Origin of the sequence: Streptococcus oralis subsp. tigurinus, assembly GCF_002356415.1 — a bacterium.
GTDB classification, from domain to species: Bacteria; Bacillota; Bacilli; order Lactobacillales; family Streptococcaceae; genus Streptococcus; species Streptococcus oralis_F.
Genome location: NZ_AP018338.1, coordinates 265,667 through 291,850 on the forward strand (window position 1 = coordinate 265,667; position 26,184 = coordinate 291,850).

Here is a 26,184-nt window from a genome sequence, read left to right on the forward strand (position 1 = left end):
AGCTTTTAAAAGTTTAATTATGATTGCCGAGGTGGGATCAAGAATCAAAAATCAATGAATTTTTAGATTCTGTCTCGCTTTTTTTATGATAGTCATTTTGGAAAGATTTTGCTTTTTGGCGGTTTTGTAATATAATAATCCTATATGTTTCATAAAGGCGCTTACGGCATAGGGGGGGAAATGGTAGCAGCTAATGTCAAAAAACGGGTTCAGCATTATCAGAAGAAGGCTCTCTGGCCGCTTTTCATTCTGCTTATTTTTGCTTTGTTTTTTGTTTATTTCAAGGGCGTTATGCCAGGTGAGAAGCAGGTCAAGATTGGGGCAACCTACATGACCATGAATAATGATTTTTATAAGACATTAAATGCGGAGCTGGAGAAGAAAACCAACCAGCAGGGCAGCCGGCTTTACGTGCGGGATCCTGAGTTGGATGAGGGCAAGCAGAGCCAGCAGATTGACTTTTTTGTCCGAGAAAAGGTTGATGTCATTGTTATCAATCCGGTAAAAAGCAATAGTCCAAGCATTATTTCCTCTCTTCAAAAGGCCAAGAAATCTGGGATTAAAATCATCGTAGTGGATGCGCCTATCAGTCAGGATGTAAAAGTGGATACGACTATTGTGTCGGATAACTACCAAGCAGGCGTCCTGATTGCCCAGGACATGATGAAGCGCTTGCCTTCTGCTAATATTCTCCTTCTAGAGCACCGCAATGCCGTCTCTGCCATGGACCGGATTCAGGGATTTATTGATACGATTGAAAAACAGCCTAGCTACAAGATTATTTCCCAGAAAGAAACATTGGGTCAGACAGAGGAAAGCATGCCGCAAGTAAAAAGTGCCTTAGACGAAGGTTTGGACTTTAATGTAGTCATGGCGCTCAATGATCGGGCAGCTATCGGCGCCTTAGCAGCTATTAAAAATCAAGGTCTTGATAAGAAAATCTCCATCTACGGCGTGGATGGATCGCCTGATATCAAAAACTTTTTGGCTACGACTAGTGATATAGAGGGAACCGTGGCTCAATCGCCCATTCAGATGGGACGCAAGGTGGCGCAAGTAATTGAGCTGATGCAGGAGGGGAAATCCTACGACAGCCAATACCTGATTCCTGTTCATCTGGTTAATAGAGATAATATCAGTCAATACACAGTTACAGGGTGGCAATAATGAGACCTCAAAAAAGTATCTTTTACAGCAAAATAGCCCTAATGGTCATCAATCTGCTTGCCATTGTCTATAATGCATCCATCTATCTCTTTGCGACCAACTATGTAGCGGCTAAGGGCTTCAGTCACTCGCTTTTGGAGCGTTTGGATGCCATTCCGGGCTCTCCTAGCCTAATCTTCTGGGTATCTATTAGTCTGTATGCCTGTCTGCTTTTAGTCATGTACTATCGGGAGCGTCACCCCAATCAGCTGTCCGTCTATGACAAGGTGACCATTATTGAAATCCTGCTCATGCTGGTCATCTTTTCCGTCTTGCACTCGTCCTACAATGGCTTGATTCTCTTGGTGTTTGCGGATATTTTCTATGGCTCTAAGGAGTTCAATGCTTCCAAGGACAAAAAGTACTGGTTTTCTTTCATTATTTTGAGCTTTGGCATGCTGCTCTTGTCCAACTATAACCTCATGTCGCTCTTTATCAATCTGCCGTCTTTGGATACCTATATTCGTTTTTATCCTGAGTCTGTACGCTTTCTGCTCTTATTTGGCAAGAACTTTCTCTACTCGCTTAATATTGTCGTTTTTATGATTTCCTTGCTATTCTATATCTTGTCGGCTATTACGGAGCGCCATCGTATTGAGGAAGAGCTTCGCATGGCTTTTCAAGCCAATCGCGAGCTGAACTCTTACCTGGCTTTGTCTGAGAAAATAGCAGAAGATCGAGAGCGGAAGCGGATTGCCAGAGAGATTCACGATACATTGGGCCATGCCCTGACAGGAATTTCAGCGGGTATTGATGCGGTCAAGGTATTGGTTGATATTGATACCAATCGGGCTAAGGAGCAGCTTAATAATGTCTCAGTCGTCGTTCGAGATGGTATCCGTGACGTCCGAGGCTCGCTCAATAAGATGCGCCCGGGAGCTCTGGAAAATAACACTTTGAAGGAAGCTCTGATTAAGATTACCCGTGAGTATGAAGCCATCTCCAACTTGGAGATTCATCTCCTCTACAAATGGGATAATATTGACTTGGATATTGCCAAGGAAGACATTGTCTTCCGAGTGATCCAGGAGTCGATTACCAACTCTGTCCGCCATGGGCATGCCAAGACTATCTGGATTGAGCTACTAGAGGAAGAAGAAGCTTATGTAATGACCATTCAGGATGATGGTGTTGGCTTTGATGAACTCCACTATGGCTATGGCCTCAAGCAGATGCAGGAGCGCCTAATGATTATTGGCGGAAGCGTCCGCTTTGAAAATCAGGACGGTTTCTACACGCATATCGAAATTCCAAAAATAGGAGGAAGACATGATTAAGGTTTTAATAGCAGACGATCAGGCCTTGATTCGCGAGTCTCTGCAAATCATTCTGTCTGCCCACGCAGATATTGAGGTAGTCGGGACGGTCGGAGACGGCAAGGAAGTGATGGAAAAGCTTCATCGGGTGCGCCCAGATGTGATTTTGATGGATATTCGCATGCCAGTCATGGACGGTGTTCTCTGTACCAAGGCTGTCAAGGAGCAGTATCCAGATGTCAAGATTATCATCCTAACGACCTTTGACGATGATGAATTTATCTTCTCAGCTCTCAAATACGGTGCTTCTGGTTATATTCTTAAAGGGGTTTCGACAGAAGAGCTTCATGAAGCTATTCAAACAGTCTATCGAGGCGGAGCTATGATCAATCCCAATATTGCCACCAAGGTCTTCAAAATCTTTTCACAGATGGCCCAGTCCAACTTTGCCATCACAGTGACAGAGGAAAATGTGGAGGACATGAACCGGACGGAGTGGAAGATTATCCAGCAGATTGGCTTTGGGATTTCGAATAAGGAAATTGCAGCCAAACTCTTTCTATCAGAAGGGACAGTCCGTAATTATCTGTCGGGTATCCTAGCCAAGCTCAACCTGCGTGACCGGACCCAACTGGCTATCTGGGCCGTACAGACTGGAGTCACCCAGAGAGATTTTAGTAAGGAAAGCGACAAATGAAGTGGAGATTGAGAAATTTGTCCCTGCTGGTTGTCTTGATTATATCTGTTGCTCTGGCTTTTGTATTTTGGGATTCAGCTCAGGAAAAAGTCCTGCGTATCGGGATCTATGCTGGCTCTAGCTGGGATGTGCCTAACAGCCGCGAAAACAAGGTCTTGGACAGCCTGATTAAAAAATTTGAAAAGACGCATCCTCATGTCAAGGTCGTCTACGAAAGCGGTATTCCCAAGGATGATTATGCTGACTGGCTGGCAGAGGAAGTCTTGAAAGGCAAGCAGCCAGATCTCTTTATGGTACCAGAAAACGACTTTAGTATGTTGGCTTCGACTGGCGCGCTTAAATCCTTGGATACCCTCCTAACGGATGATGAGCGAAAGGCTTTTTATCCAGTGGCTTATGAGGCTGGGCAATATCAGGGAGTCAGCTATGCCCTTCCAGTTGAGAGCAATCCTATTATGATGTGTGTCAATAAAGACCTGCTTGAAAAAGAAGGAATTAGCATTCCTGAGTCGGGCTGGACCCTGGTGGATTTCTATGAGATTTGCAAGAAAGTAACCAAGGATACCAATGGCGATGGTGTGGTGGATCAGTACGGTATAACAGATTACACTTGGCAGCAGGCTCTGGTAGCTTACGGCGGCCATCTTATCGATAAATCCGGTATCAATGTAGACAGCGCAGAGATGCACCAAGCCTTGACCTTTATGAGCAAGCTAGATATGCTCAGCCAACACTATAAGGTGACTTCTAATGACTTTGATGAGGGACGGGTGGCCTTCTATCCTATGAGTCTGGCCCAGTATCGGACCTACAAGCCTTACCCTTACCATGTTGCCAAATATTCCAGCTTTTCTTGGACCTGTATCCCGATGCCGACAGCCAATAGTCAGGTGATGGGAACACAGGTCAAGACCTCGCTTTTTGCCATGTCTTCCAATACCAAGCAAGAGAAGCTGGCTTGGGAATTTATGCTCTTGCTGTCACAGGATAAAGAAAGCCAGCAGGCTTTGTTTGAAAAATCGCAGGGGACCTCAGTCTTACCATCTGTGGTGAAAAGTCAACAGGCCAGAGAAATCTTACAGGCAGATGATTTTGGCCTGGATTCCTTGACTTCTGAGAGGTTAGACCACATGATGAATCGCTCCATCATTGACATCAGTCTTGAAGTAGACCGTCATACCATGGACAGGATGGACTATCTGATTCAAAATGCTATACAGAATCAAGAGATTGACAGTGCCTTGCCGAGCATTCAAAGAGAAATAGAAAGCGGAAAATAATCTGCTTTCTTTTTTATTTCTAATTAAGTCAGAAAAAAGCACAGCTGCCTAGACCAATATGACAAATGTCATATTTTTCCTAACAAATGTCATCTGGGCAAAATGACATTTGACAATATGAAATCGGTTTCAAAATTTGTAAAATAAAATCATCAATAAATCCTTCATCATTTAAAGCCTTACTTGGCTAAGAGCTAGAAGGAAAAAGGAGGCAGGAAAGATGAAATACCTTGTACTGGTCAGCCATGGGGGACTGGCTGCAGGCGTGCAGAGTTCCTTAAAGATGTTTGCCGGAGACAAGACGGATCAGGTCATTGCGGTTGGTCTTCAGGAAGGCGAGTCAGTTGATGATTTTGCAGTTAATTTTACTCAGGCCTTGGCTGGCTTAAGCGCTGATGACAGTGTCTTAGTTCTGGCTGATATTGTAGGAGGCAGTCCTCTGACGACAGCAGCTAGTGTCTTAGCTGACATGGGTAAGCTCGACTCAGCAGTTATCTTGGGTGGTTTGAACCTGACCATGGGATTGACTGGTTTGGTTATGAAAGACATATTAGACGGAAAAGAGCTAGCTCAGGCTATCCTTTCTGAGGCTACAGCTGCTTTGCAGGAATTTGAAGTCGTAAGTGATGCAGCTGACGAAGATGAAGACGACATTTAGTACTTCCGCCATACATTCTAAAAGATAAAAGGAGATTTTAAAGATGACAGTATCATTTGTACGGATTGACGACCGCATGATCCACGGTCAAACAGTCACTCGCTGGGCCAAGGAATACCCTTGTGATGGCTTGATTGCAGTAAATAATGCTGCAGCAGGAAACAAGGTTTTGATTCAGGCCTACAAGGGAGCTTCTGACAAGAAGACTTTTGTTTGGACCAAGGAAGCTTTCAAGGAAAAATCAGGCAAGGTCACAGAGTCAGACAGCCGCTATTTCCTCATTACGAAAAATCCTGTGGACATGAAAGAAATCCTAGTGGACCAAGGCTTTGTACCTGGTGATGTTAAGGAAATCATCATTGGCCCTGCTAATGACCGTCCTGGAGCTATTAAGCTGGGGAATAACCAGTCCATTACCCAGGAAGAGGCAGAAGCGATTGAGGCGATCGAAAAAGCAGGCTACAAAGTCAAATTCCAGCTTCTACCAGATGTTTCCATAGGTTATTGGAGCGATTTCAAGTCTAAATTTGGTTTTTAATTATAATAATAAAAAGGAGAGTCTATTATGACAATTTCTTGGCTGCAAGCCGCTTTACTGGGTCTTTTCGCTAGTTTAGCTTCTATGCCTGGTATGGGTGGTTCTAGTATTGGTAACTACACTTTGGGACGTCCTCTGGTCGGGGGCTTGATTAGCGGGCTGATTCTCGGAGACTTACAAACAGGGATTATGGTTGGGGTAGCCCTTCAGGTTCTCTACATCGCTCTAGTAACACCAGGTGGTACAGTTTCTGCTGATGTGCGGGCGATTTCTTACATTGGGATTCCTCTCGCAATCTTATTTGTTCATTCTAAAGGAATCACGTCTGAATCTGCTATCGCTGCAGCAGCTGCACCAATCGGAGCAGCAGTTGGTACTATCGGTACAGTTCTCTTCTATGGAACAGCCACTACAAACCTGATATGGCAGCACATTGGTTGGAAAGCCGTTGAAAAAGGCGAATTTAAAAAGCTTTACGCTGTTGACTGGGTTTATCCTTGGATTTCCCACTTTGTCTTCTCTTTCCTTCCAACAATGCTTATCACTAAGTTTGGCCCCGATATGGTTGAGCTGATGAAGACTCACCTGCCAATGGATGGCTTCATCATGAAATCCCTCTTTACAGTCGGAGCTCTTCTCCCATGTGTAGGTATTGCCATTCTCTTGAAACAAATCGTTACCAAGGCTGCTGACTTTATCCCATTCTTTGTGGGCTTCACCTTGGCTAAGTCACTTGGTCTTAATTTGGTTGCCAGTGCAGTTGTTTCATTGATTTTTGCAGTAATTTACTATGAATTGGAAGTAATCAAATCAGCTCGTGTGACCGCGCCGGCTGGTGGGGCTGACTTTGATGACGATGAGGAGGATATCTAAGATGGCTGAAAGAAAGAAAATAACTAAAAAGACTTTAGCGAAATCATTCCACCATTGGTACTATGGTCATTTGACTTGCTTCTCCCAAGAGCACATGCAGACTTTTGGTTACTTGACCTCTATGCTACCAATTGTGGAAGAACTCTACAAAGACAAAGCAGAGCAGAAAGAAGCTATGCAGACCTATACAGCTTTCTTCAACACAGAACCTCAGCTCGGAGCTTTAGTAGTGGGGATTACAGCTGGTTTGGAAGAAGCGCGTGCCAATGGTGATGCAGTTGATGGAGAAACTATTAATGGTATGCGTGCTGGTCTCATGGGGCCTATCGCAGGTATCGGTGACTCTTTGGTTGTCGGAACTTTAATTCCAGTTCTGCTGGGGATTGCCCTTGGCCTCTCGAAAGGTGGAAATCCTATCGGGGCTCTCTTCTATATCCTTGTTTGGAATGTTCTCATCTATGGCGGGATGCGCTTTGCCTACTTCAAAGGCTATGAATTAGGGGACAAGGCGGTAGAATTCCTTGTAGGACCTAAAGGACAGGCCCTTCGTAAGGCAATCAGTGTCATTGGTGGTATGGTTATCGGGGCAGTTGCTGCAACTTGGGTATCTGTAACGACTTCATTTGAGCTGAAAAATGCGGATGGCGAAGCCTTCTTGAAGCTACAAGAAAAGATTGACGGTGTTTATCCAGGTCTCTTAACAGCTGGCTTTATCACCCTTTGCTGGTGGCTGATGGCCAAGAAAAAAGTATCACCAAACCTTGTTATGCTCCTCTTGGTTGTCATTGCTTTGATTGGTGTAGCACTGGGCATCTTTGATCCTCAACTGAAATACTAATTCCTACTCAAGTTTCAGACTGGCAGTAAGTCCGATATGCTGCTAGTCTAGTATCAATTTGTTTGACTAAAATAAAGAATGGAGAAAATCATGACAGAACAAGAATTGATTCAAGGTTATGAAACAGAAATTCACTACCAGAAGCATATGATTGAAAATCTAGGACGCTGGTTTAGTCTCTTCTTTGTCATTGCCAGTATCGGTCTTGTTCTAATTTACTTCTTTCATGAGACTAATCTATTAGCACTGATTGCAGGAATTGTCCTAGCCCTTCTGGGTGTCTTAGCCATGCTCTTGTTTGGTTATGGCATCTACAGAGGCAGGCTCAATCTGCAAAAGGTGATCAATGATTTTGAAGCAAAACTAAAACTTGCAAGATAGACATTTAATCTAGAAAACATAATCCTAAGTGAGAAGCTCACTTGGGATTTTTTATCAAAAAATAGTTCTCTAGGAAACTTTTTTCTTGACATCTCCTCCGAAAGTGATAAAATAGTTCTCATGAAAACTAAATTAGTTCTCCAGAAAACTATATAAAATCATGAGAAGGGAGCAATCATGGACAAATCGTTGTTGATTTTTAAACGTTTTGGGTACCAGATCCACCTGATGTTGCAGAAAGAAGCCAAACGTTGCGGTATTGAATTTATGGGGGGACCGCAAGGACAGGTCCTGCAGTTTTTAGATCGTCGTGAGCATGATCAGGAATTAACGCTTATCAAGGATATTGAGACAGAACTCAATATCACCAAGTCAGTTGCAAGCAACTTGGTCAAGCGTATGGTACAAAATGATTTAGTCGAGTTAGAGGCCAGTCCAAGTGATAAACGAGCAAAACTTGTTCGTTTGACCGATAAATCACGATCTCAGATGCAAGAAGTTAAGGCGCTTTTTGATCGGATTGCCAGTGGTCTACTGGAAGGAATTTCAAAGGAAAAGCTAGCCGTTTTTGAAGAAGTTCTCGGACAACTACAGGCTAATGTAGAAAGAATAGGAGGAGAGAATGAAGAAACTTGCTAAACGTATTACAGGAAAAGAGTGGGGGATGATCCTACTCACTGTTCTTTTCACTTGTTTCTCGGTCTATCTCGAGTTAGAAGTGCCGACCTATATTTCAGAAATAACAGAATTGATTGGAACACCGGGTACGGAGTTAGGACAACTATGGTCTCCTGCTGCTAAGATGATGGGCTTATCTCTCCTAGCCTTTCTGTCTTCTGTAACAGTTGGATTTTTTGCTTCTCGTGTTGCAGCGTCTTACACGACTCACTTGCGAAGAGATATTTTTAATCGTGTTCTAGATTTTTCGCAAACGGAAATCAAACGTTTTTCAATCCCCAGTCTTTTGACTCGAACGACCAATGATATTACGCAGGTTCAGATGCTCTTTACTATGGGCTTACAGGTAGTGACTCGTGGGCCTATCATGGCCATCTGGGCCATTGGAAAAATCCTTGGGAAGTCGGAATACTGGCTCTGGGCAGTAGTGGTGGCCGTCATTGTCAATGTCTTGATGACCACTGTTCTCATTACTCTAGCTTTTCCAAAACAATCTGTCATTCAAAAATTGACAGATAAACTCAATAGCATCACTCGCGAAAGTTTGACTGGGATTCGGGTTGTTCGTGCTTATAATGCCGAGGATTACCAAGATAAGAAATTTGAAGAAGCCAATGATGAGGTGACTCGTCTCAATCTCTTTGTCAATCGATTGATGGCGATTATGAACCCTATTATGATGGCGATTTCCAGCGGTTTGACCTTAGCCATTTACTGGATTGGTGCCTATATCATCAACGATGCAAGTTTGGCAGAACGTCTGCCACTCTTTAGTGATATGGTGGTCTTCATGTCCTATGCTATGCAGGTCGTGATGGGCTTCCTTCTCATGGGAGCACTCTTTATCGTTCTTCCTCGTACCTTGGTTTCTGCAGGACGTATCAATCAAGTATTGGATTTGCATTCTTCTATTGAAAATCCTAGTCATGCACAGACAGCGGACCCTTCAGTTCAAGGACAAGTGGAATTTCGTGATGTGACTTTCCGCTACTCTAAAAACTCTGAAGCAGTCGTGGAACATGTCACTTTCAAAGCAGAAGCGGGTCAAACTGTGGCCTTTATCGGTTCAACTGGTTCTGGTAAATCTACTCTGGTCAACCTACTACCTCGTTTTTACGATGTATCCGCGGGAGAAATTCTAGTAGATGGTGTTAATGTGCAAGATTACGACTTGGTAGACTTGCGCAATAAGGTTGGCTATATTCCGCAGAAAGCAGTCCTCTTCTCAGGAGATGTTAAGGACAATCTAGATTTTGGTAAGAGCAAAGAAACTCCTCTAGGCGAAGCTGCTATGTGGCAAGCTCTGGAATTAGCCCAGTCTAAAAACTTTATCGAGGATAAGGAAGCAGGTCTGGCCTCTGAAGTAGCCCAAGGCGGAACCAACTTCTCAGGAGGTCAAAGACAGCGTTTGGCCATTGCGCGTGCCTTGGCTCGTAAGCCAGAGATTCTTATCTTTGATGACTCTTTCTCAGCCTTGGACTACAAGACAGACCGGATCTTGCGCCAAGAGCTAGCAGAGAAAACAAAATCTATGACCAAGCTCATCGTAGCACAGCGGATTTCTACCATCATGGATGCCGACCTGATCTTAGTATTGGATCAAGGTAAAGTCGTGGGGCAAGGCACCCACAAGGAACTTCTAGCTACCAATGAAGTCTACCAAGAAATTGCCTACTCACAACTATCGAAGGAGGAATTGGAACATGGAAAATAAGAAAATGTCTTTTTGGAAACACTCTAAACCTTTTCTAGCAGGTCTCCAACTTCCCCTACTAGTAGCGGTTGTAGCAGCTGTATGTTCAAGCATCATCACGGTTTATGGACCGACTAAGATAAAAGAAATCACCAACTTAATCTCAGATGGTTTGATGACGGGAATTGACCTAGAGGCTGTTTCAAGTATTGCTAGCTTTTTAGTGATTCTCTATGTACTTGGTGCTATCCTTAACTATACACAGGCCTATATCTTTTCAACAAGTATCCAACATTTTTCAAAACGCTTGCGGACGGCAATTGCTGAAAAAATCAATCGTTTGCCCCTTGGCTATTTTGATCGTCATTCTCAAGGAGATACCCTTTCGCGCGTGACCAATGACGTTGATACGGCCGCTCAATCTCTCAATCAAAGTTTGGGAACAGTACTCTCAGCTAGCTTCTTGTTGATTGCTGTTTTGGTGACCATGTTTAGCATGAACTGGATTTTAGCTCTGGTAACGGTTGTTTCTACGCTTGTTGGTTTTGCGGCAGTTTCCGTAATTATGGCTAAGTCACAAGGGTACTTTAGAGCTCAGCAAAACAACTTGGCGGCTGTCAATGGTTATGTAGAAGAAATGTATTCGGGACACAATGTTGTAACGAGCTACAACGCAGTAGACACCTCTAAAGCGAAATTTGCAGGTTTGAATCAGAACTTGCACGACAGCATCTGGAAATCTCAGTTTATCTCTGGTATCATGATGCCAGCCATGTTCTTTGTTGGGAATTTTAGCTATGTTTTGGTCATCATTGTTGGGGCCGCGCTTGCTCTAGAAGGGCATATCACTATAGGGATTATTGTAGCCTTTATGGTTTACGTACGGACCTTCTCCCAACCCCTGTCACAGATTGCCCAAGGGATTACGAGCTTACAACAAGCGAGTGCAGCCATGGGACGTGTCTTTGAATTTCTAGGTGAAGCTGAGATGCAGGATGAATCCCATAAGGAAAGACAATTGACTGGCATGAGAGGAGAAGTGGTCTTTGATCGCGTATCCTTTGGTTATACACCAGAACGCACCATCATCCATGACTTTTCTGCGACAGCTCATGCAGGCCAGAAGGTCGCTATCGTTGGGCCTACTGGAGCTGGTAAGACAACCATTGTCAATCTTTTGATGAAGTTCTATGAGATTGATAAGGGAAGTATCCGTATCGATGGAGTCGATACCAAGAATATGAAGCGCTCAGAAGTACATGATGCCTTTTCAATGGTCTTACAAGATACTTGGCTCTTTGAAGGAACCATTCGGGAAAATCTCATCTACAATCAGACAGGTATCAGCGATGAGCGGATGATGGAAGCCAGCAAGGCTGTGGGAATTCACCACTTTATCATGACTTTGCCAGATGGCTACGATACTGTTTTGGATGACACTGTGACCTTGTCTGTTGGACAGAAACAGCTTTTGACTATCGCTCGTGCTTTGTTGAAAGATGCACCGCTCTTGATTTTGGATGAAGCGACATCCTCAGTTGACACACGTACAGAGGAATTGATTCAGAAAGCCATGGACCGTTTGATGGAAGGCAGAACTTCCTTTGTCATCGCCCATCGCTTGTCAACTATTCGTAATGCTGATTTGATTCTTGTTATGAAAGATGGTAATATTATTGAGCAAGGCAATCACGAGGAGCTGATGGCGCAAGGTGGCTTCTATGCGGATCTCTACAATAGTCAATTTACAGAAGACGAAGCAGAAGAATAAATCTAAAGAAGGCTTGACGGCCTTCTTTTTCTGCACTATACTAGAAGACAAACGTCTCACCTGTAGACGAAAACAAGGTAATGAATGAGAAGTATAAATGAAAAATTATCAAGAATGGTATAGAAATATCAGCTCCAGACTCACTAGTTATCCAACCCTTTTATTTCTGTTACGGAGTTTCAATCGTTTGATGACAGTCGCCATGCCCCTGGTCTATCTGATCTTGCTAGTCACCACTTGCCTGAAACTAGAACTTGGTCAGCAAGTTGGGGTTTATGTGCTTATTCCTGCATCAGGATTTGTGGTCTTGTCCCTGTTTCGTAAGAAAATCAATCACCCGCGACCTTATGAAACTTGGGATATCAGTCCCCTGCTTGAAAAAGATAGTTCGGGAAAGTCTATGCCTAGTCGCCATGTCTTTTCGGCAACCATCATCTCCATGGCCTGTCTGCATGCTAGTCTACCTGTTGGCTTAGCATGCTTGCTCTTCTCAGCTTTGCTGGGCTTGGTGAGGGTTTTAGGTGGTGTTCATTATCCCAAGGATGTCTTGGTTGGCTATGCTTGTGGTCTCATGTGGGGGCTCCTTTTCTTCCTATTCTGATATGTAAGTTAATCTAGTCCTACAACCACTTACTGCTTCAAAATGACCACTTGCTTTTTTGCCCTTGTTTTCCTCATTTAGCTTTGATATAGTAGAGTCAGAAAGGAGATGTGATGAAGTTACGAATTGAGATTGACGGCAATTTAGAGGAGACTGAAATTGTCATCAAGACCCCCACTTTGACAGATGAAATTGCAGATTTGCAACGGCTCTTGCAAGAGTCAAAGGCTCCGAGGTTGACTTTTTACAAGGGGACAGGTGAATATTATCTAGACCTTTCAGAAATTCTCTTCTTTGAAACAGAAGGGAGCAAGATCTACGCTCATAACCAGAAGGAAGCCTATGAAGTACGTCTCAAACTCTATGAGTTGGAGTCCATCTTGCCTCGCTATTTTAGTCGAGTATCCAAGTCAACTATTGCAAACATCCGTCAGATTTACTCAGTGGACAAGTCCTTTTCAGGAACGGGCACCATTTCCTTTTATCAGACGCACAAGGAGGTTCATGTGTCACGACATTACCAGTCCCTCCTAAAAGAAAATCTAAGAAACATGAGGTAAAAGACATGAAAAAGAAAGCATTTGGTATTATTTTATTGGTTTTAGCAGCCTGGATCTTGCTGCAAGGAAATTTTGGCATTCCTTCTTTGGATGGTAAGATATGGCCTTTGCTAGGAATTGTTTTTTTTGCTTATAAGTCCATTGAGTCCATCCTTAGACGCCATCTAACTTCGGCAGTTTTTACAGGTTTACTGGCGCTCATCATTGCAAATTACGCTTATGAGTTGTTGCCAGTTACAAATCATTCTCTCATCTGGGCTAGCATCTTAGTAGTACTCGGTGTTGGTTATCTGACACATTCAAGTAAGTTCTGGCATGAGAAAAAATGGTGGTACAACGGTGAACGAACAGTCATCACAGATAAGGAAGTCACTTTTGGCAGTGGAACCTTCTATAAACAAGATCAAGATATTGTAGACGACCAAGTGGAAGTCGCTTTTGGGGACGCTAAAATCTACTATGACAATGCAGAGATGTTAGGTGATTTTGCGACTTTAAATATTGAAGTGGCCTTCGGAAATGCAACAGTCTATGTCCCACAACACTGGCGAGTCGATCTGAAAGTAGAAACATCCTTTGGTGCAGCTAAGGCAGATGCTCCTGTAGCACCAACAAACAAAACCTTGATTATTCGTGGGGAAGTTGCTTTTGGTAAACTTGGAGTTGTTTACGTTAAATAAAAAAAGTCTTCGAATTTCCTTGCCAAAATAGAGAAAGTGTGATAACATAGTACGGTATGTGGTGCTAGCACATCCGCTATATTAGATCTAATAGGAGGAAAACACAATGGCTAAAGTATGTTACTTTACAGGTCGTAAGACTGTATCTGGAAACAACCGTTCACACGCGATGAACCAAACAAAACGTGCCGTAAAACCAAACCTTCAAAAAGTTACTGTTCTTATCGATGGTAAACCTAAAAAAGTTTGGGCTTCAGCTCGTGCTTTGAAATCAGGTAAAGTTGAACGCGTTTAATAAAAATGAAAAGACCGCTTAGGTCTTTTTCTTTTGCTCTAGAGATAAAACCATTTGAAAAATAGAGTAAATATCCGCCGATACAGCATTCTGCTTTTACACTTGGGCTGAAATATGATAAAATAGAGTATCAACTAGTTGAGGTAAAAAAAATGACTGTAAAAATTAATACAAAAGATGGTCAAATCGAACTGACAGATGAAGTGATTGCAACCGTAGTAGGTGGTGCCGCAACTGAGATTTTTGGTGTGGTCGGTATGGCTAGTAAAAATGCCCTCAAAGACAATTTCCAAGCCCTCCTTGGTAAGGAAAATTATTCTAAGGGTGTTGTCGTGAAGGCAGCCGAAGATGGTAGCATCGCAGTTGATGTTTATACCGTGTTGAGCTACGGAATAAAGATAAGCGAAGTGTCAAAAAACATTCAAGAGCGTGTTCGTTTTAGTCTAGAAAATCAACTAGGAATTACTGCTCAGACTGTGAATGTCTACATTCAAAATATCAAAGTTGTAGGAGAATAATCGTGTCAAAAATTACTACCAGTTTATTCCAAGAGATGGTGCAAGCTGCATCAACTCGTTTGAATAAGCAAGCAGAATATGTCAATTCATTGAATGTCTTTCCGGTTCCAGATGGAGATACTGGGACAAATATGGGAATGACCATTGAAAATGGTGCGAAAGAAGTAGCAGACAAGCCTGCTTCTACAGTTGGAGAAGTAGCGAGCATTCTTGCCAAAGGGCTCTTGATGGGTGCGCGTGGGAACTCAGGGGTTATCACTTCTCAGCTCTTCCGTGGCTTCTCCCAAGCTATCAAGGAAAAGGATGAGTTAACAGGTCAAGACTTGGCTCTTGCCTTCCAATCTGGTGTCGAAGTAGCTTATAAAGCGGTTATGAAACCAGTTGAAGGAACCATTTTGACTGTTTCTCGTGGAGCGGCTATTGGGGCTAAGAAAAAAGCCGAGGAGACAGATGATGCTGTTGAGGTCATGCGTGCAGCCTTGGAAGGTGCAAAAGCAGCTTTGGCTAAGACACCAGAAATGCTTCCAGTCCTTAAGGAAGTTGGTGTGGTAGACTCAGGTGGTCAAGGTTTGGTCTTCATCTACGAAGGATTCCTTTCAGCTCTTACTGGTGAATACAGTGCTTCTGAAGACTTTGTAGCGACTCCTGCAAACATGAGTGAAATGATCAATGCAGAGCACCACAAGTCTGTGGCAGGGCATGTGGCAACTGAGGATATTACCTTCGGTTACTGTACGGAAATCATGGTAGCCCTCAAACAAGGTCCAACTTATTCTAAGGACTTTGACTACGATGAATTCCGTAACTACTTGAATGAACTCGGAGACTCTCTACTTGTTGTCAACGATGATGAGATCGTCAAAGTTCACGTCCATACAGAAGATCCAGGTCTTGTCATGCAAGAAGGTCTTAAATATGGTAGCTTGATCAAGGTCAAAGTGGACAACATGCGTAATCAACACGAGGCGCAAGTTGAAAAAGAAGCGACTCAAGGAAATAAGCCCGCTGAAACAAAAGAGTACGCCCTTATCGCAGTAGTAGCAGGTCAAGGCTTGGCAGATATCTTCCGTGCCCAAGGTGTGGATTATGTCATCGAAGGTGGTCAGACGATGAATCCTTCAACAGAAGACTTTATCAAGGCTGTTGAACAGGTCAATGCTCGCAACATCATCTTCTTGCCGAACAACAAAAATATCTTTATGGCAGCTCAGTCTGCGGCTGAAGTGCTTGAACAACCTGCTGTTGTGGTAGAAGCACGTACAATTCCTCAAGGATTGACGAGTCTTCTTGCATTTGACCCAAGTAAATCAATCGAAGAAAATAAAGAACGCATGACTGCAGCCCTTGGCGATGTCGTAAGCGGAAGTGTAACAACAGCCGTTCGTGATACAACTATCGATGGATTAGCAATTCATGAAAATGACAATCTTGGTATGGTCGATGGAAAAATCCTTGTGTCAAATCCTGACATGCATCAAACCTTGACTGAAACCTTGAAGCACATGATAGACGAAGATAGTGAAATCGTAACTTTCTATGTCGGTGAAGATGGAAGTGAAGAATTAGCCAACCAAATCGCCCAAGAAATTGCAGAAGAATTCGAAGACGTTGAAGTCGAAATCCACCAAGGTCAACAACCTGTATACCCATATCTTTTCAGTGTGGAATAAAAATTTAATCGATTAAAAAGAAAGTTGATTTTGCAACTTTCTTTTTTTATGACATTTGTCATATTTCCTAGTGACAGAAGCATCTAGCTCCGCCAACTTCAAAAGTCTATAATTGAAGTATGAAATGGAGGAAGAAGAAATGAAAAATAAAATGATTGTCGCAGTGAGTTTAGTAGCAGCAGGAGTTATGACCTATCTCATGTTTTCAGGATTGGACGAGGGTTTCTACCATTTTCCTTGGGAGCTCTTTGCTGGCTTTGGAATGATGTCTTGGCTTGTCAGAGAAGGTTTGAAATTGGTCAGAGATGTGAAAAAGGAGTTTGAGGAATGAAAAAAGCAATCATCTATTTCTTTATCGGCCTGTCACTCTTGGTATGGTTAGTGGAAATGTTTACTGGTTGGTTTGACCAAACCTTGTTTCGCCAATTTATTCGTGGTGCCTGGGGTTTTGGATTTATGATTTTCGTCGTTTTCCCTATGGGAATGAAGTGGTTGAAAGGAGAATCTCATGACTGTGATTAAAGTTGAGAAATTAAGTAAGAAGATAAAAGACAAGGAGATCTTGCGGAACATCTCCTTTGAAATCAACGATGGTGAATGTGTCGCCTTGATCGGGCCTAACGGAGCAGGAAAAACAACCTTGATTGATTGTCTCTTGGGCGACAAGTTCATGAGCTCAGGTCAGGTCGCCATTCAAGGATTTGCGCCAACAGATCCTCGATTAAAGCAGCTTATTTCTGTCTTGCCTCAAGAAAATACGGTGGTTCAAGACTTGAAAGTGAAAGAACTCTTATCCTTCTTTCAATCAATCTATCCAAACAGTCTTTCAGACAAAGAAATTGATGACTTGCTAAGATTCTCAGACAAGCAGAAAAATCAGTTAGCGGGCAAGCTGTCTGGTGGGCAAAAACGTTTGTTCTCTTTTGTGTTGTCTTTAATAGGTCGTCCAAAAATTCTATTTTTAGATGAGCCGACTGCTGCAATGGATACCTCTACACGTCAGCATTTTTGGGAAATTGTCAATCAGTTAAAGCAAAATGGTGTCACCATTGTCTATTCTTCTCACTATATCGAAGAGGTAGAGCATACGGCTGACCGCATTTTGGTCCTTCACAAGGGTGAATTGATTCGCGATACGACGCCTTATGCTATGCGTGGTGAAGAACAAGAAAAACACTTTACGGTACCACTAACTTATCAGGAAGTTATCAGCACTTTGGACCAGATTCAAGAGCTTGAAATCAAGCAAAATGCTCTTTCCTTCACAACCAAAGAAGCCAGCCAGGTATGGAAAGTCTTGCAAGAACAGGGCTGCATGATCGAAGAAATTGAAGTTCGCAATCGAACTCTCTTAGACAGTATCTTCGAAACGACTCAAGACTAAAGGAGATTGACGATGAAAAATATGACAAGTCTCATGAAAGTGGAAATCATTCTGATGAAACGGCAAGCAGTCTACTACTTGCTATCCATCGGACTTCCAAGTGTGTTTTACCTTATCTTTTCTGGTATGATGTTAGGGTCAGATATTCCAGAAATTGCTCTTCAAGCCTATCTTTTTGCCATGACGCTCTTTAGTATCATGTCAAGTGCTTTTTTCAGTATCCCAAGCACACTCGAGTCTGATAAGACGAACAACTGGCAAAAATTGATTCAACATTCTCCTGTTTCTATGGTAGAATATTATGTATCAAAACTGTTCAGCACTCTGCTAACTTTCTTGTTATCAATTATAGTTGTCTTTTCAGTAGGTCATTTTGTCCGCGGGGTTACTCTACCTTGGCTTGACTGGTTGGTGATTGGAGTTATGTTGCTGGTCGGAAGCGTGGTCTTTATCAGCATGGGGGTCTTGGTGAGCTTGCTTCCTAGTGCTCAATTGATGACGGTTATTGGAAATATTGCCTATATTGCTTTGGCTGTCCTAGGTGGACTCTGGTTCCCTTTGAGTTCCTTCCCAGAATGGCTCCAATCCATTGGAAAACTGACCCCAACCTATCAACTGATGCAGGTTGTCTCTACTTATTTGGAGCACCACGAATTTAATATTCTTGCTGCCTTGGTTGTACTAGGTTATACAGTTTTCTTTGGTGTACTGGTAATCCAGCTGAAAAAACGGATTGAGGTAAAATAAATCTATGTTGGAAAAATTTAAAAACATTCATTATATGTTTCATATTTCAATTGTGTTTATCATCTTTCCTATAGCGGGTGTTATCGTTGGAGATTACCCGCTTTTAACCTTGCTATGGACCCTACTATTTGTACTTGCCTTCTATTCGGTTTTAGCCAGTCAGAGTCGCACTGTGCTGTGGATGGCTTGGTGGATCATGCTTGCCTACATTTTTTATACATCGGTTTGGCTGAGTTCGGGTTTCACCTGGTTTATCTTCTATTTATCCAATCTCCTTATTTATGAGCTGGATGAGATTTCTTTTCACTCTTGGCGTTTTGTCAGTTTTGTTGTCTTGCAACCGTTCATTCTGACCGGAATCTATATGGTCAGTCATGTTAGTCCCTGGGACCTCCTCTTTTTCTTGGTGACCTTTATCTTTTCCGATGCACTGACCTTTGGTCTTTATCGAATTCGAGTGTCGGAGGAAATAAAAGAAGAAAAGATGAAACAAAATGCTAAGCTTAATCTTTTCTTGGCTGAAAATGAACGCAATCGTATCGGTCAGGATCTCCATGATAGTCTAGGTCATACCTTTGCTATGTTGAGTGTGAAGACGGACCTTGCCCTCCAACTTCTTCAGATGCAGGCTTATCCACAGGTGGAAAAGGAATTAAGAGAAATACAGCAAATTAGCAAAGAATCAATGCGTGAAGTTCGAACCATTGTGGAAAATCTTAAGTCTAGAACTTTGACATCAGAACTAGAGACTGTGAAAAAGATGTTAGAAATTGCTGGAATTGGGGTGGAAATAGCTAATCAACTAGATACAGCTAGCTTAACTCAGGAATTGGAGTCAATGGCTTCCATGATTTTACTTGAGTTAGTGACCAATGTCATCAAACATGCTAAAGCGTCTAAAGTCTACTTAAAATTAGAACGGACAGAGAAAGAACTCATTCTAACAGTGAGAGATGATGGCTGTGGCTTTCCTTCTATAAAGGGGGATGAGCTCCATACAGTTCGAGATCGTGTTCTTCCATTTTTGGGAGATGTAAAGGTGATCAGTCAGAAGTGTCCAACAGAAGTGCAAGTACGACTACCTTATAAGGAGAGAAACTAAGATGAAACTACTTGTTGCAGAAGACCAAAGTATGTTGCGAGATGCCATGTGCCAGTTGCTTGCCTTTCAAGCGGATGTGGAGTCTGTCTTACAAGCCAAGGATGGGCAAGAAGCAATCCAACTCCTAGAAAAGGAGTCTGTCGATATCGCCATCCTTGACGTAGAAATGCCTGCTAAGACTGGCCTCGAAGTCTTGGAGTGGATACGAGCAGAAAAGTTAGAAACAAAGGTGGTTGTGGTGACAACCTTCAAGCGCCCTGGCTATTTTGAACGCGCGATTAAGGTTGGAGTGGATGCCTATGTCTTGAAAGAAAGAAGCATTGCAGACCTCATGCAAACCTTGCACACTGTCCTCGAAGGGCGCAAGGAGTATTCGCCTGAATTGATGGAAGTGGTGATGACGCATCCCAATCCGTTGACAGAACAAGAGGTTGCTGTCTTAAAGGGAATCGCTCAGGGTTTATCCAACCAAGAAATTGCAGACCAACTCTATCTATCAAACGGAACCGTCCGAAACTATGTCACTAATATTCTTTCGAAACTAGATGCAGGCAATCGTACAGAGGCAGCCAACATCGCAAACGAATCAGGTTGGCTTTGATAAGAATGCTAAAAACATCTCAAACGAATGTTTAATTGAAGGAAAACCATACTAGAAAGGAGGAGGCCAATTGCCTCCTTTTCTGGTTTAGAAAAGGGGTGAAAGCTAGTGTCAAAGAGTGAAAAGATCAGAATAAAAATGAAAAATATCTTGACAATGAAGGAAAAATTGTGTTACAATAATAGACGGTACTTTTTACTTTTGGTCTCTCAAAAGTGTACAGGGACGTGCTGACAAATGTTGCAAAAGTACACACAGATGGTAGCTGTCACCAAGTGTATCATCACCAAAAATAAAAAAACACAGGAGAATGTAGATGCCTACAATTAACCAATTGGTTCGCAAACCGCGTAAATCAAAAGTAGAAAAATCTAAATCACCAGCTTTGAACGTTGGTTACAACAGTCATAAAAAAGTTCAAACAAACGTTTCTTCACCACAAAAACGTGGTGTTGCAACTCGTGTGGGAACAATGACACCTAAAAAACCTAACTCTGCCCTTCGTAAATTTGCTCGTGTACGTTTGAGCAACCTTATCGAAGTTACTGCCTACATCCCAGGTATCGGACACAACTTGCAAGAGCACAGCGTGGTGCTTCTTCGTGGTGGACGTGTAAAAGACCTTCCAGGGGTACGTTACCATATCGTCCGTGGTGCACTTGATACTGCAGGTGTTAACGATCGTAAACAAGGCCGTTCTAAATACGGTACGAAACGTCCAAAAGCATAAGGAAAGGGGATAAAGAGAAATGAGTCGTAAAAATAGAGCTCCAAAACGTGATGTATTGCCAGATCCGCTTTACAATTCACAACTAGTTACTCGTCTTATCAACCGCGTTATGCTTGACGGTAAACGTGGTACAGCTGCTTCAATCGTTTACGGTGCTTTTGAGCAAATCAAAGAAGCTACTGGTAACGATGCACTTGAAGTATTTGAAACAGCTATGGAAAACATCATGCCTGTACTTGAAGTACGTGCACGTCGTGTTGGTGGATCTAACTACCAAGTCCCAGTTGAAGTTCGTCCAGAACGTCGTACAACACTTGGACTTCGTTGGTTGGTAACCATCGCTCGCCTTCGTGGTGAACACACAATGCAAGACCGTCTTGCAAAAGAAATCTTGGATGCTGCGAACAACACAGGTGCAGCAGTTAAGAAACGTGAAGACACTCACCGTATGGCTGAAGCTAACCGTGCCTTCGCACACTTCCGTTGGTAATAAAATGATACCAAGAGCGGTAAAGGCCCAAGGCAAAAATAGGAAACTGATGCAGTGTTCCGTGAACACAAAGCAGTTTATCTTTTTTGCACCGGGCCTCGCTCGGGTTCAAATCAGCTAACTTGAGCTTTTAGCCCTAGTTCAACTCAACTTCCCATCTCACAAGTTGAAACCAACAAAAACAAGATAAACATTGAGAACGGGTAGGTCCTGCCTATCCGTTTTTATTAAAATCGTGTTATAATAGAATAGAAATCAAAAATAAATAGGAGAAACAAACCTCATGGCACGCGAATTTTCACTTGAAAAAACTCGTAATATCGGTATCATGGCTCACGTCGATGCCGGTAAAACAACAACTACTGAGCGTATTCTTTACTACACTGGTAAAATCCACAAAATCGGTGAAACTCACGAAGGTGCGTCACAAATGGACTGGATGGAGCAAGAGCAAGAACGTGGTATCACTATCACATCTGCTGCGACAACAGCTCAATGGAACAACCACCGCGTAAACATCATCGACACACCAGGGCACGTGGACTTCACAATTGAAGTACAACGTTCTCTTCGTGTATTGGACGGTGCGGTTACTGTTCTTGACTCACAATCAGGTGTTGAGCCTCAAACTGAAACAGTTTGGCGTCAAGCAACTGAGTACGGAGTTCCACGTATCGTATTTGCCAACAAAATGGACAAAATCGGTGCTGACTTCCTTTACTCTGTAAGCACACTTCACGATCGTCTTCAAGCAAATGCACACCCAATTCAATTGCCAATCGGTGCTGAAGATGACTTCCGTGGTATCATCGACTTGATCAAGATGAAAGCTGAAATCTATACAAACGACCTTGGTACAGATATCCTTGAAGAGGATATTCCAGCTGAATATCTTGAACAAGCACAAGAATACCGTGAAAAATTGATCGAAGCAGTTGCTGAAACTGACGAAGAATTGATGATGAAATATCTCGAAGGTGAAGAAATCACTAACGAAGAATTGAAAGCGGGTATCCGTAAAGCGACTATCAACGTTGAATTCTTCCCAGTATTGTGTGGTTCTGCCTTCAAGAACAAAGGTGTTCAATTGATGCTTGATGCGGTTATCGACTACCTTCCAAGCCCACTTGATATCCCAGCGATCAAAGGTATTAATCCAGATACAGACGAAGAAGAAACTCGTCCAGCATCTGACGAAGAGCCATTCGCAGCTCTTGCCTTCAAGATCATGACAGACCCATTCGTAGGTCGTTTGACCTTCTTCCGTGTATACTCAGGTGTTCTTCAATCAGGTTCATACGTGTTAAACACATCTAAAGGTAAACGTGAACGTATCGGACGTATCCTTCAAATGCACGCTAACAGCCGTAAAGAAATCGACACTGTTTACTCAGGTGATATCGCTGCTGCCGTTGGTTTGAAAGATACGACAACTGGTGACTCATTGACTGATGAAAAAGCTAAAATCATCCTTGAATCAATCGACGTTCCAGAACCAGTTATCCAATTGATGGTTGAGCCAAAATCTAAAGCAGACCAAGACAAGATGGGTATCGCTCTTCAAAAATTGGCTGAAGAAGATCCAACATTCCGCGTTGAAACAAACGTTGAAACTGGTGAAACAGTTATCTCTGGTATGGGTGAGCTTCACCTTGACGTCCTTGTTGACCGTATGCGTCGTGAGTTTAAAGTTGAAGCGAACGTAGGTGCTCCTCAAGTATCTTACCGTGAAACATTCCGCGCTTCTACTCAAGCACGTGGATTCTTCAAACGTCAGTCTGGTGGTAAAGGTCAATTCGGTGATGTATGGATTGAATTTACTCCAAACGAAGAAGGTAAAGGATTCGAATTTGAAAACGCAATCGTCGGTGGTGTGGTTCCTCGTGAATTTATCCCAGCGGTTGAAAAAGGTCTTGTAGAAGCAATGGCTAACGGTGTTCTTGCAGGTTACCCAATTGTTGACGTTAAAGCTAAACTTTACGATGGTTCATACCACGATGTCGACTCATCTGAAACTGCCTTCAAGATTGCTGCATCTCTTGCACTTAAAGAAGCTGCTAAGACTGCACAACCAGCTATCCTTGAACCAATGATGCTTGTAACAATCACTGTTCCAGAAGAAAACCTTGGTGATGTTATGGGTCACGTAACTGCTCGTCGTGGACGTGTAGATGGTATGGAAGCACACGGTAACAGCCAAATCGTTCGTGCTTACGTTCCACTTGCTGAAATGTTCGGTTACGCAACAGTTCTTCGTTCTGCATCTCAAGGACGTGGTACATTCATGATGGTATTTGACCACTATGAAGATGTACCTAAGTCAGTACAAGAAGAAATCATTAAGAAAAACAAAGGTGAAGAATAATCTGTCTTCGCAATAGAAGGAAGTCACATAGTGGTTTCCTTTTTTATTACCTTTATTTCACACAGATTTGCTGAATATATTATGGAAATTTAGGAATTAAATGAAAATCTTGCCAACTTCCATCCCATGTACGAAGAAATTAGACTGATTTAATAAATGAAAGTAAGGAAAAGTTCCTTATTTTGATGATATGTTAATAAAAATGATAAAAAAGTTCATAAATACACTTTTAGATAGAAAATTCAGAAAATTGCTTCTTTTGTCTTGAAAATTTTTGAAAAAATGGTATGATAGTAACAAGCTATTTTTAAGAGAAGAGAAAGGGGAACAATGGAGAAAATCAGTTTAGAATCTCCTAAGACGGGGTCGGATCTAGTTTTGGAAACACTTCGTGATTTAGGAATTGATACCATATTTGGCTATCCTGGTGGTGCAGTCTTGCCTTTGTATGATGCGATATATAATTTTAAAGGCATTCGCCACATTTTAGGACGCCATGAGCAAGGTTGTTTGCACGAAGCTGAAGGATATGCCAAATCAACTGGAAAGTTGGGTGTTGCCGTCGTCACGAGCGGACCGGGAGCGACAAATGCCATTACAGGGATTGCAGATGCCATGAGCGATAGCGTTCCCCTTTTGGTCTTTACGGGTCAGGTGGCGCGAGCAGGGATTGGAAAGGATGCCTTTCAGGAGGCGGATATCGTGGGAATTACCATGCCAATCACTAAGTACAATTACCAAGTTCGTGAGACGGCAGATATTCCTCGCATCATTACGGAAGCTGTTCATATCGCAACGACAGGTCGTCCAGGGCCTGTCGTGATTGACCTACCAAAAGACGTATCTGCCTTAGAGACAGATTTCATCTATTCACCCGAAGTGAATTTACCAAGCTATCAGCCGACTCTGGAGCCAAATGACATGCAAATCAAGAAGATCTTGAAGCAATTGTCAAAAGCCAAGAAACCTGTTTTATTAGCAGGTGGTGGAGTTAGTTATGCAGAAGCAGCTACAGAACTCAATGAGTTTGCTGAACGCTACCAAATCCCAGTAGTAACCAGTCTTTTAGGGCAAGGTACGATTGCAACGAATCATCCGCTCTTTCTTGGAATGGGAGGCATGCACGGGTCTTTCGCGGCTAATATTGCCATGACGGAAGCCGACTTTATGATTAGTATTGGTTGTCGTTTCGATGATCGCTTGACCGGAAATCCTAAGACCTTTGCTAAAAATGCCAAGGTTGCTCATATCGACATTGATCCAGCCGAGATTGGTAAGATTATCAGAGAAGATATTCCTGTGGTGGGCGATGCTAAGAAAGCCTTGCAGATGCTGTTGGCAGAACCAACTGTTCATAACAATACTGAGAAATGGATTGAAAAAGTCACCAAGGACAAGAATCGAGTTCGTTCTTATGATAAGAAAGAACGTGTGGTTCAACCTCAGGCTGTTATTGAATGCATCGGTGAGTTGACGAATGGAGATGCCATTGTTGTAACTGACGTTGGTCAACACCAAATGTGGACGGCTCAGTATTATCCTTACCAAAATGAGCGCCAGTTAGTCACTTCAGGTGGTTTAGGTACCATGGGATTTGGAGTTCCTGCAGCTATCGGAGCTAAGATTGCCAATCCGGAAAAAGAAGTCATCCTTTTTGTCGGTGATGGTGGCTTCCAGATGACCAATCAGGAACTAGCTATTTTGAACATTTACAAGGTACCGATTAAGGTTGTCATGTTGAATAACCACTCCCTAGGAATGGTTCGTCAGTGGCAGGAATCCTTCTATGAGGGTAGAACTTCCGAGTCAGTCTTTGATACACTTCCTGATTTCCAGTTGATGGCACAGGCTTACGGCATCAAAAACTATAAATTTGATAATCCGGAGACGCTAGAGAAGGATCTAGAAGTCATTCTGGAGGATGTGCCGATGTTTATCGAGGTGGATATTTCTCGTAAGGAACAGGTTTTACCGATGGTACCAGCTGGTAAGAGCAATCATGAGATGTTGGGGGTGAAGTTCCATGCGTAGAATGTTAACAGCAAAACTACAAAATCGTTCAGGAGTCCTCAATCGTTTTACAGGTGTCCTTTCACGTCGTCAAGTCAATATTGAGAGTATCTCAGTTGGTGCGACAGAGAATCCTGATGTATCACGGATTACCATCATTATCGATGTAGCTTCACACGATGAAGTAGAGCAAATCATTAAACAACTGAATCGTCAGATTGATGTGATTCGCATTCGAGATATCACAGATAAACCACACTTGGAAAGAGAAGTTATCTTGGTGAAGGTATCTGCTCCTGCTGAAAAACGTGCAGAAATCTTGGCCATTATCCAACCTTTCCGTGCAACGGTAGTAGATGTGGCTCCAAGCTCCATCACTATCCAGATGACTGGAAATGCTGAAAAGAGTGAAGCTTTATTGCGAGTGATTCGACCATATGGTATTAAAAATATCGCTCGTACGGGTGCAACTGGATTTACCCGCGACTAATACTCTTTGATTTTTATTGAGTATAAAATCCAGCATAAATTTGTTAAACCAGCCTATGAGGCAATAAAAAAT

The 26,184-nt window shown here is 42.7% G+C and carries 29 protein-coding genes; all 29 read left to right on the forward strand.

Translation table 11 applies throughout. The annotated features are described in order from the left end of the window. Window positions 1-180: 180 nt before the first annotated feature. Window positions 181-1,167: a substrate-binding domain-containing protein gene (locus tag STO1_RS01385; protein ID WP_007520714.1), complete on the forward strand. Its 987-nt coding sequence runs from the start codon at window positions 181-183 to the stop codon at window positions 1,165-1,167. After that, complete coding sequence (locus tag STO1_RS01390) at window positions 1,167-2,483, forward strand: sensor histidine kinase (RefSeq protein WP_007520713.1); 1,317 nt, start codon at window positions 1,167-1,169, stop codon at window positions 2,481-2,483. Before STO1_RS01385 ends, STO1_RS01390 begins: the two co-directional genes overlap by 1 nt. Further along, complete coding sequence (locus STO1_RS01395; RefSeq protein WP_007520712.1) at window positions 2,476-3,159, forward strand: response regulator transcription factor; 684 nt, start codon at window positions 2,476-2,478, stop codon at window positions 3,157-3,159. The genes STO1_RS01390 and STO1_RS01395 overlap by 8 nt, the downstream gene beginning before the upstream one ends. Next, a complete protein-coding gene (locus tag STO1_RS01400; protein ID WP_084939357.1) occupies window positions 3,156-4,439 on the forward strand; it encodes an ABC transporter substrate-binding protein in 1,284 nt (427 codons plus the stop codon). The genes STO1_RS01395 and STO1_RS01400 overlap by 4 nt, the downstream gene beginning before the upstream one ends. A gap of 220 nt (window positions 4,440-4,659) precedes the next feature. After that, entirely contained in the window at window positions 4,660-5,097 is a 438-nt protein-coding gene (locus tag STO1_RS01405; RefSeq protein ID WP_007520708.1) for a PTS sugar transporter subunit IIA, read from the forward strand. 43 nt (window positions 5,098-5,140) lie between these two features. Next, the gene (locus STO1_RS01410) at window positions 5,141-5,635 is read left to right on the forward strand and encodes a PTS sugar transporter subunit IIB (RefSeq protein ID WP_004193690.1); all 495 of its coding nucleotides are present in this window, start codon (window positions 5,141-5,143) and stop codon (window positions 5,633-5,635) included. Window positions 5,636-5,662: 27 nt separating this feature from the next. Then, a complete protein-coding gene (locus tag STO1_RS01415) occupies window positions 5,663-6,508 on the forward strand; it encodes a PTS mannose/fructose/sorbose/N-acetylgalactosamine transporter subunit IIC (protein ID WP_007520706.1) in 846 nt (281 codons plus the stop codon). Next, a complete protein-coding gene (locus STO1_RS01420) occupies window positions 6,492-7,346 on the forward strand; it encodes a PTS system mannose/fructose/sorbose family transporter subunit IID (protein WP_025172565.1) in 855 nt (284 codons plus the stop codon). Before STO1_RS01415 ends, STO1_RS01420 begins: the two co-directional genes overlap by 17 nt. 90 nt (window positions 7,347-7,436) lie before the next feature. After that, window positions 7,437-7,727 (forward strand): hypothetical protein, encoded by a 291-nt coding sequence (locus STO1_RS01425; protein ID WP_007520704.1) that lies wholly within the window; start codon window positions 7,437-7,439, stop codon window positions 7,725-7,727. A 177-nt stretch (window positions 7,728-7,904) separates the two neighbouring features. Then, window positions 7,905-8,366, forward strand: coding sequence for a MarR family winged helix-turn-helix transcriptional regulator (locus tag STO1_RS01430; RefSeq protein ID WP_007520703.1), 462 nt, complete (start codon window positions 7,905-7,907; stop codon window positions 8,364-8,366). Continuing rightward, window positions 8,350-10,119, forward strand: a complete 1,770-nt coding sequence (locus STO1_RS01435) for an ABC transporter ATP-binding protein (protein ID WP_096421641.1) — start codon at window positions 8,350-8,352, stop codon at window positions 10,117-10,119. The genes STO1_RS01430 and STO1_RS01435 overlap by 17 nt, the downstream gene beginning before the upstream one ends. Next, a complete protein-coding gene (locus tag STO1_RS01440) occupies window positions 10,109-11,869 on the forward strand; it encodes an ABC transporter ATP-binding protein (protein WP_096421643.1) in 1,761 nt (586 codons plus the stop codon). Before STO1_RS01435 ends, STO1_RS01440 begins: the two co-directional genes overlap by 11 nt. A 97-nt stretch (window positions 11,870-11,966) precedes the next feature. Beyond that, the gene (locus STO1_RS01445) at window positions 11,967-12,470 is read left to right on the forward strand and encodes a phosphatase PAP2 family protein (RefSeq protein ID WP_061588719.1); all 504 of its coding nucleotides are present in this window, start codon (window positions 11,967-11,969) and stop codon (window positions 12,468-12,470) included. A 113-nt stretch (window positions 12,471-12,583) separates the two neighbouring features. Further along, the gene (locus STO1_RS01450) at window positions 12,584-13,030 is read left to right on the forward strand and encodes a LytTR family DNA-binding domain-containing protein (protein ID WP_000776591.1); all 447 of its coding nucleotides are present in this window, start codon (window positions 12,584-12,586) and stop codon (window positions 13,028-13,030) included. A gap of 5 nt (window positions 13,031-13,035) precedes the next feature. Further along, a complete protein-coding gene (locus tag STO1_RS01455) occupies window positions 13,036-13,710 on the forward strand; it encodes a LiaF transmembrane domain-containing protein (protein WP_045617716.1) in 675 nt (224 codons plus the stop codon). 106 nt (window positions 13,711-13,816) lie between these two features. Further along, window positions 13,817-14,005, forward strand: coding sequence for a 50S ribosomal protein L28 (gene rpmB / locus STO1_RS01460; protein ID WP_001140948.1), 189 nt, complete (start codon window positions 13,817-13,819; stop codon window positions 14,003-14,005). A 152-nt stretch (window positions 14,006-14,157) separates the two neighbouring features. Continuing rightward, on the forward strand, window positions 14,158-14,523 hold the full coding sequence (locus STO1_RS01465; protein ID WP_000216435.1) for an Asp23/Gls24 family envelope stress response protein: 366 nt from the start codon (window positions 14,158-14,160) through the stop codon (window positions 14,521-14,523). Between the two features lie 2 nt (window positions 14,524-14,525). Then, entirely contained in the window at window positions 14,526-16,193 is a 1,668-nt protein-coding gene (locus STO1_RS01470; RefSeq protein WP_061598053.1) for a DAK2 domain-containing protein, read from the forward strand. Window positions 16,194-16,317: 124 nt separating this feature from the next. Beyond that, complete coding sequence (locus tag STO1_RS01475) at window positions 16,318-16,524, forward strand: hypothetical protein (RefSeq protein WP_000390701.1); 207 nt, start codon at window positions 16,318-16,320, stop codon at window positions 16,522-16,524. Next, window positions 16,521-16,715 (forward strand): hypothetical protein, encoded by a 195-nt coding sequence (locus STO1_RS01480; RefSeq protein WP_007520695.1) that lies wholly within the window; start codon window positions 16,521-16,523, stop codon window positions 16,713-16,715. The genes STO1_RS01475 and STO1_RS01480 overlap by 4 nt, the downstream gene beginning before the upstream one ends. After that, entirely contained in the window at window positions 16,702-17,577 is an 876-nt protein-coding gene (locus STO1_RS01485; RefSeq protein WP_045617712.1) for an ABC transporter ATP-binding protein, read from the forward strand. The genes STO1_RS01480 and STO1_RS01485 overlap by 14 nt, the downstream gene beginning before the upstream one ends. A gap of 12 nt (window positions 17,578-17,589) precedes the next feature. Beyond that, window positions 17,590-18,324, forward strand: a complete 735-nt coding sequence (locus STO1_RS01490) for an ABC transporter permease (protein WP_061598051.1) — start codon at window positions 17,590-17,592, stop codon at window positions 18,322-18,324. Window positions 18,325-18,328: 4 nt separating this feature from the next. Then, entirely contained in the window at window positions 18,329-19,426 is a 1,098-nt protein-coding gene (locus tag STO1_RS01495; protein WP_096421645.1) for a sensor histidine kinase, read from the forward strand. 1 nt (window position 19,427) lies between these two features. After that, window positions 19,428-20,027 (forward strand): response regulator transcription factor, encoded by a 600-nt coding sequence (locus tag STO1_RS01500; protein WP_045617710.1) that lies wholly within the window; start codon window positions 19,428-19,430, stop codon window positions 20,025-20,027. A gap of 316 nt (window positions 20,028-20,343) precedes the next feature. Beyond that, on the forward strand, window positions 20,344-20,757 hold the full coding sequence (gene rpsL / locus STO1_RS01510) for a 30S ribosomal protein S12 (protein WP_001142332.1): 414 nt from the start codon (window positions 20,344-20,346) through the stop codon (window positions 20,755-20,757). Window positions 20,758-20,776: 19 nt separating this feature from the next. Beyond that, a complete protein-coding gene (gene rpsG / locus STO1_RS01515; RefSeq protein WP_000087873.1) occupies window positions 20,777-21,247 on the forward strand; it encodes a 30S ribosomal protein S7 in 471 nt (156 codons plus the stop codon). A 283-nt stretch (window positions 21,248-21,530) separates the two neighbouring features. After that, window positions 21,531-23,612, forward strand: coding sequence for an elongation factor G (gene fusA / locus STO1_RS01520; protein ID WP_096421647.1), 2,082 nt, complete (start codon window positions 21,531-21,533; stop codon window positions 23,610-23,612). A 330-nt stretch (window positions 23,613-23,942) separates the two neighbouring features. Then, complete coding sequence (locus tag STO1_RS01525) at window positions 23,943-25,643, forward strand: acetolactate synthase large subunit (protein WP_096421649.1); 1,701 nt, start codon at window positions 23,943-23,945, stop codon at window positions 25,641-25,643. After that, the gene (ilvN, locus tag STO1_RS01530) at window positions 25,636-26,112 is read left to right on the forward strand and encodes an acetolactate synthase small subunit (protein ID WP_001253806.1); all 477 of its coding nucleotides are present in this window, start codon (window positions 25,636-25,638) and stop codon (window positions 26,110-26,112) included. Before STO1_RS01525 ends, ilvN begins: the two co-directional genes overlap by 8 nt. Window positions 26,113-26,184: the final 72 nt, after the last annotated feature.

What these genes read in the sequence shown, in the direction of transcription:
- STO1_RS01385 (WP_007520714.1), top strand. Translation starts at nt 181, where the DNA reads ATGGTAGCAGCTAATGTCAAAAAACGGGTTCAGCATTATCAGAAGAAG.
- STO1_RS01390 (WP_007520713.1), top strand. Translation starts at nt 1,167, where the DNA reads ATGAGACCTCAAAAAAGTATCTTTTACAGCAAAATAGCCCTAATGGTC.
- STO1_RS01395 (WP_007520712.1), top strand. Translation starts at nt 2,476, where the DNA reads ATGATTAAGGTTTTAATAGCAGACGATCAGGCCTTGATTCGCGAGTCT.
- STO1_RS01400 (WP_084939357.1), top strand. Translation starts at nt 3,156, where the DNA reads ATGAAGTGGAGATTGAGAAATTTGTCCCTGCTGGTTGTCTTGATTATA.
- STO1_RS01405 (WP_007520708.1), top strand. Translation starts at nt 4,660, where the DNA reads ATGAAATACCTTGTACTGGTCAGCCATGGGGGACTGGCTGCAGGCGTG.
- STO1_RS01410 (WP_004193690.1), top strand. Translation starts at nt 5,141, where the DNA reads ATGACAGTATCATTTGTACGGATTGACGACCGCATGATCCACGGTCAA.
- STO1_RS01415 (WP_007520706.1), top strand. Translation starts at nt 5,663, where the DNA reads ATGACAATTTCTTGGCTGCAAGCCGCTTTACTGGGTCTTTTCGCTAGT.
- STO1_RS01420 (WP_025172565.1), top strand. Translation starts at nt 6,492, where the DNA reads ATGAGGAGGATATCTAAGATGGCTGAAAGAAAGAAAATAACTAAAAAG.
- STO1_RS01425 (WP_007520704.1), top strand. Translation starts at nt 7,437, where the DNA reads ATGACAGAACAAGAATTGATTCAAGGTTATGAAACAGAAATTCACTAC.
- STO1_RS01430 (WP_007520703.1), top strand. Translation starts at nt 7,905, where the DNA reads ATGGACAAATCGTTGTTGATTTTTAAACGTTTTGGGTACCAGATCCAC.
- STO1_RS01435 (WP_096421641.1), top strand. Translation starts at nt 8,350, where the DNA reads ATGAAGAAACTTGCTAAACGTATTACAGGAAAAGAGTGGGGGATGATC.
- STO1_RS01440 (WP_096421643.1), top strand. Translation starts at nt 10,109, where the DNA reads ATGGAAAATAAGAAAATGTCTTTTTGGAAACACTCTAAACCTTTTCTA.
- STO1_RS01445 (WP_061588719.1), top strand. Translation starts at nt 11,967, where the DNA reads ATGAAAAATTATCAAGAATGGTATAGAAATATCAGCTCCAGACTCACT.
- STO1_RS01450 (WP_000776591.1), top strand. Translation starts at nt 12,584, where the DNA reads ATGAAGTTACGAATTGAGATTGACGGCAATTTAGAGGAGACTGAAATT.
- STO1_RS01455 (WP_045617716.1), top strand. Translation starts at nt 13,036, where the DNA reads ATGAAAAAGAAAGCATTTGGTATTATTTTATTGGTTTTAGCAGCCTGG.
- rpmB (WP_001140948.1), top strand. Translation starts at nt 13,817, where the DNA reads ATGGCTAAAGTATGTTACTTTACAGGTCGTAAGACTGTATCTGGAAAC.
- STO1_RS01465 (WP_000216435.1), top strand. Translation starts at nt 14,158, where the DNA reads ATGACTGTAAAAATTAATACAAAAGATGGTCAAATCGAACTGACAGAT.
- STO1_RS01475 (WP_000390701.1), top strand. Translation starts at nt 16,318, where the DNA reads ATGGAGGAAGAAGAAATGAAAAATAAAATGATTGTCGCAGTGAGTTTA.
- STO1_RS01480 (WP_007520695.1), top strand. Translation starts at nt 16,521, where the DNA reads ATGAAAAAAGCAATCATCTATTTCTTTATCGGCCTGTCACTCTTGGTA.
- STO1_RS01485 (WP_045617712.1), top strand. Translation starts at nt 16,702, where the DNA reads ATGACTGTGATTAAAGTTGAGAAATTAAGTAAGAAGATAAAAGACAAG.
- STO1_RS01490 (WP_061598051.1), top strand. Translation starts at nt 17,590, where the DNA reads ATGAAAAATATGACAAGTCTCATGAAAGTGGAAATCATTCTGATGAAA.
- STO1_RS01495 (WP_096421645.1), top strand. Translation starts at nt 18,329, where the DNA reads ATGTTGGAAAAATTTAAAAACATTCATTATATGTTTCATATTTCAATT.
- STO1_RS01500 (WP_045617710.1), top strand. Translation starts at nt 19,428, where the DNA reads ATGAAACTACTTGTTGCAGAAGACCAAAGTATGTTGCGAGATGCCATG.
- rpsL (WP_001142332.1), top strand. Translation starts at nt 20,344, where the DNA reads ATGCCTACAATTAACCAATTGGTTCGCAAACCGCGTAAATCAAAAGTA.
- rpsG (WP_000087873.1), top strand. Translation starts at nt 20,777, where the DNA reads ATGAGTCGTAAAAATAGAGCTCCAAAACGTGATGTATTGCCAGATCCG.
- fusA (WP_096421647.1), top strand. Translation starts at nt 21,531, where the DNA reads ATGGCACGCGAATTTTCACTTGAAAAAACTCGTAATATCGGTATCATG.
- STO1_RS01525 (WP_096421649.1), top strand. Translation starts at nt 23,943, where the DNA reads ATGGAGAAAATCAGTTTAGAATCTCCTAAGACGGGGTCGGATCTAGTT.
- ilvN (WP_001253806.1), top strand. Translation starts at nt 25,636, where the DNA reads ATGCGTAGAATGTTAACAGCAAAACTACAAAATCGTTCAGGAGTCCTC.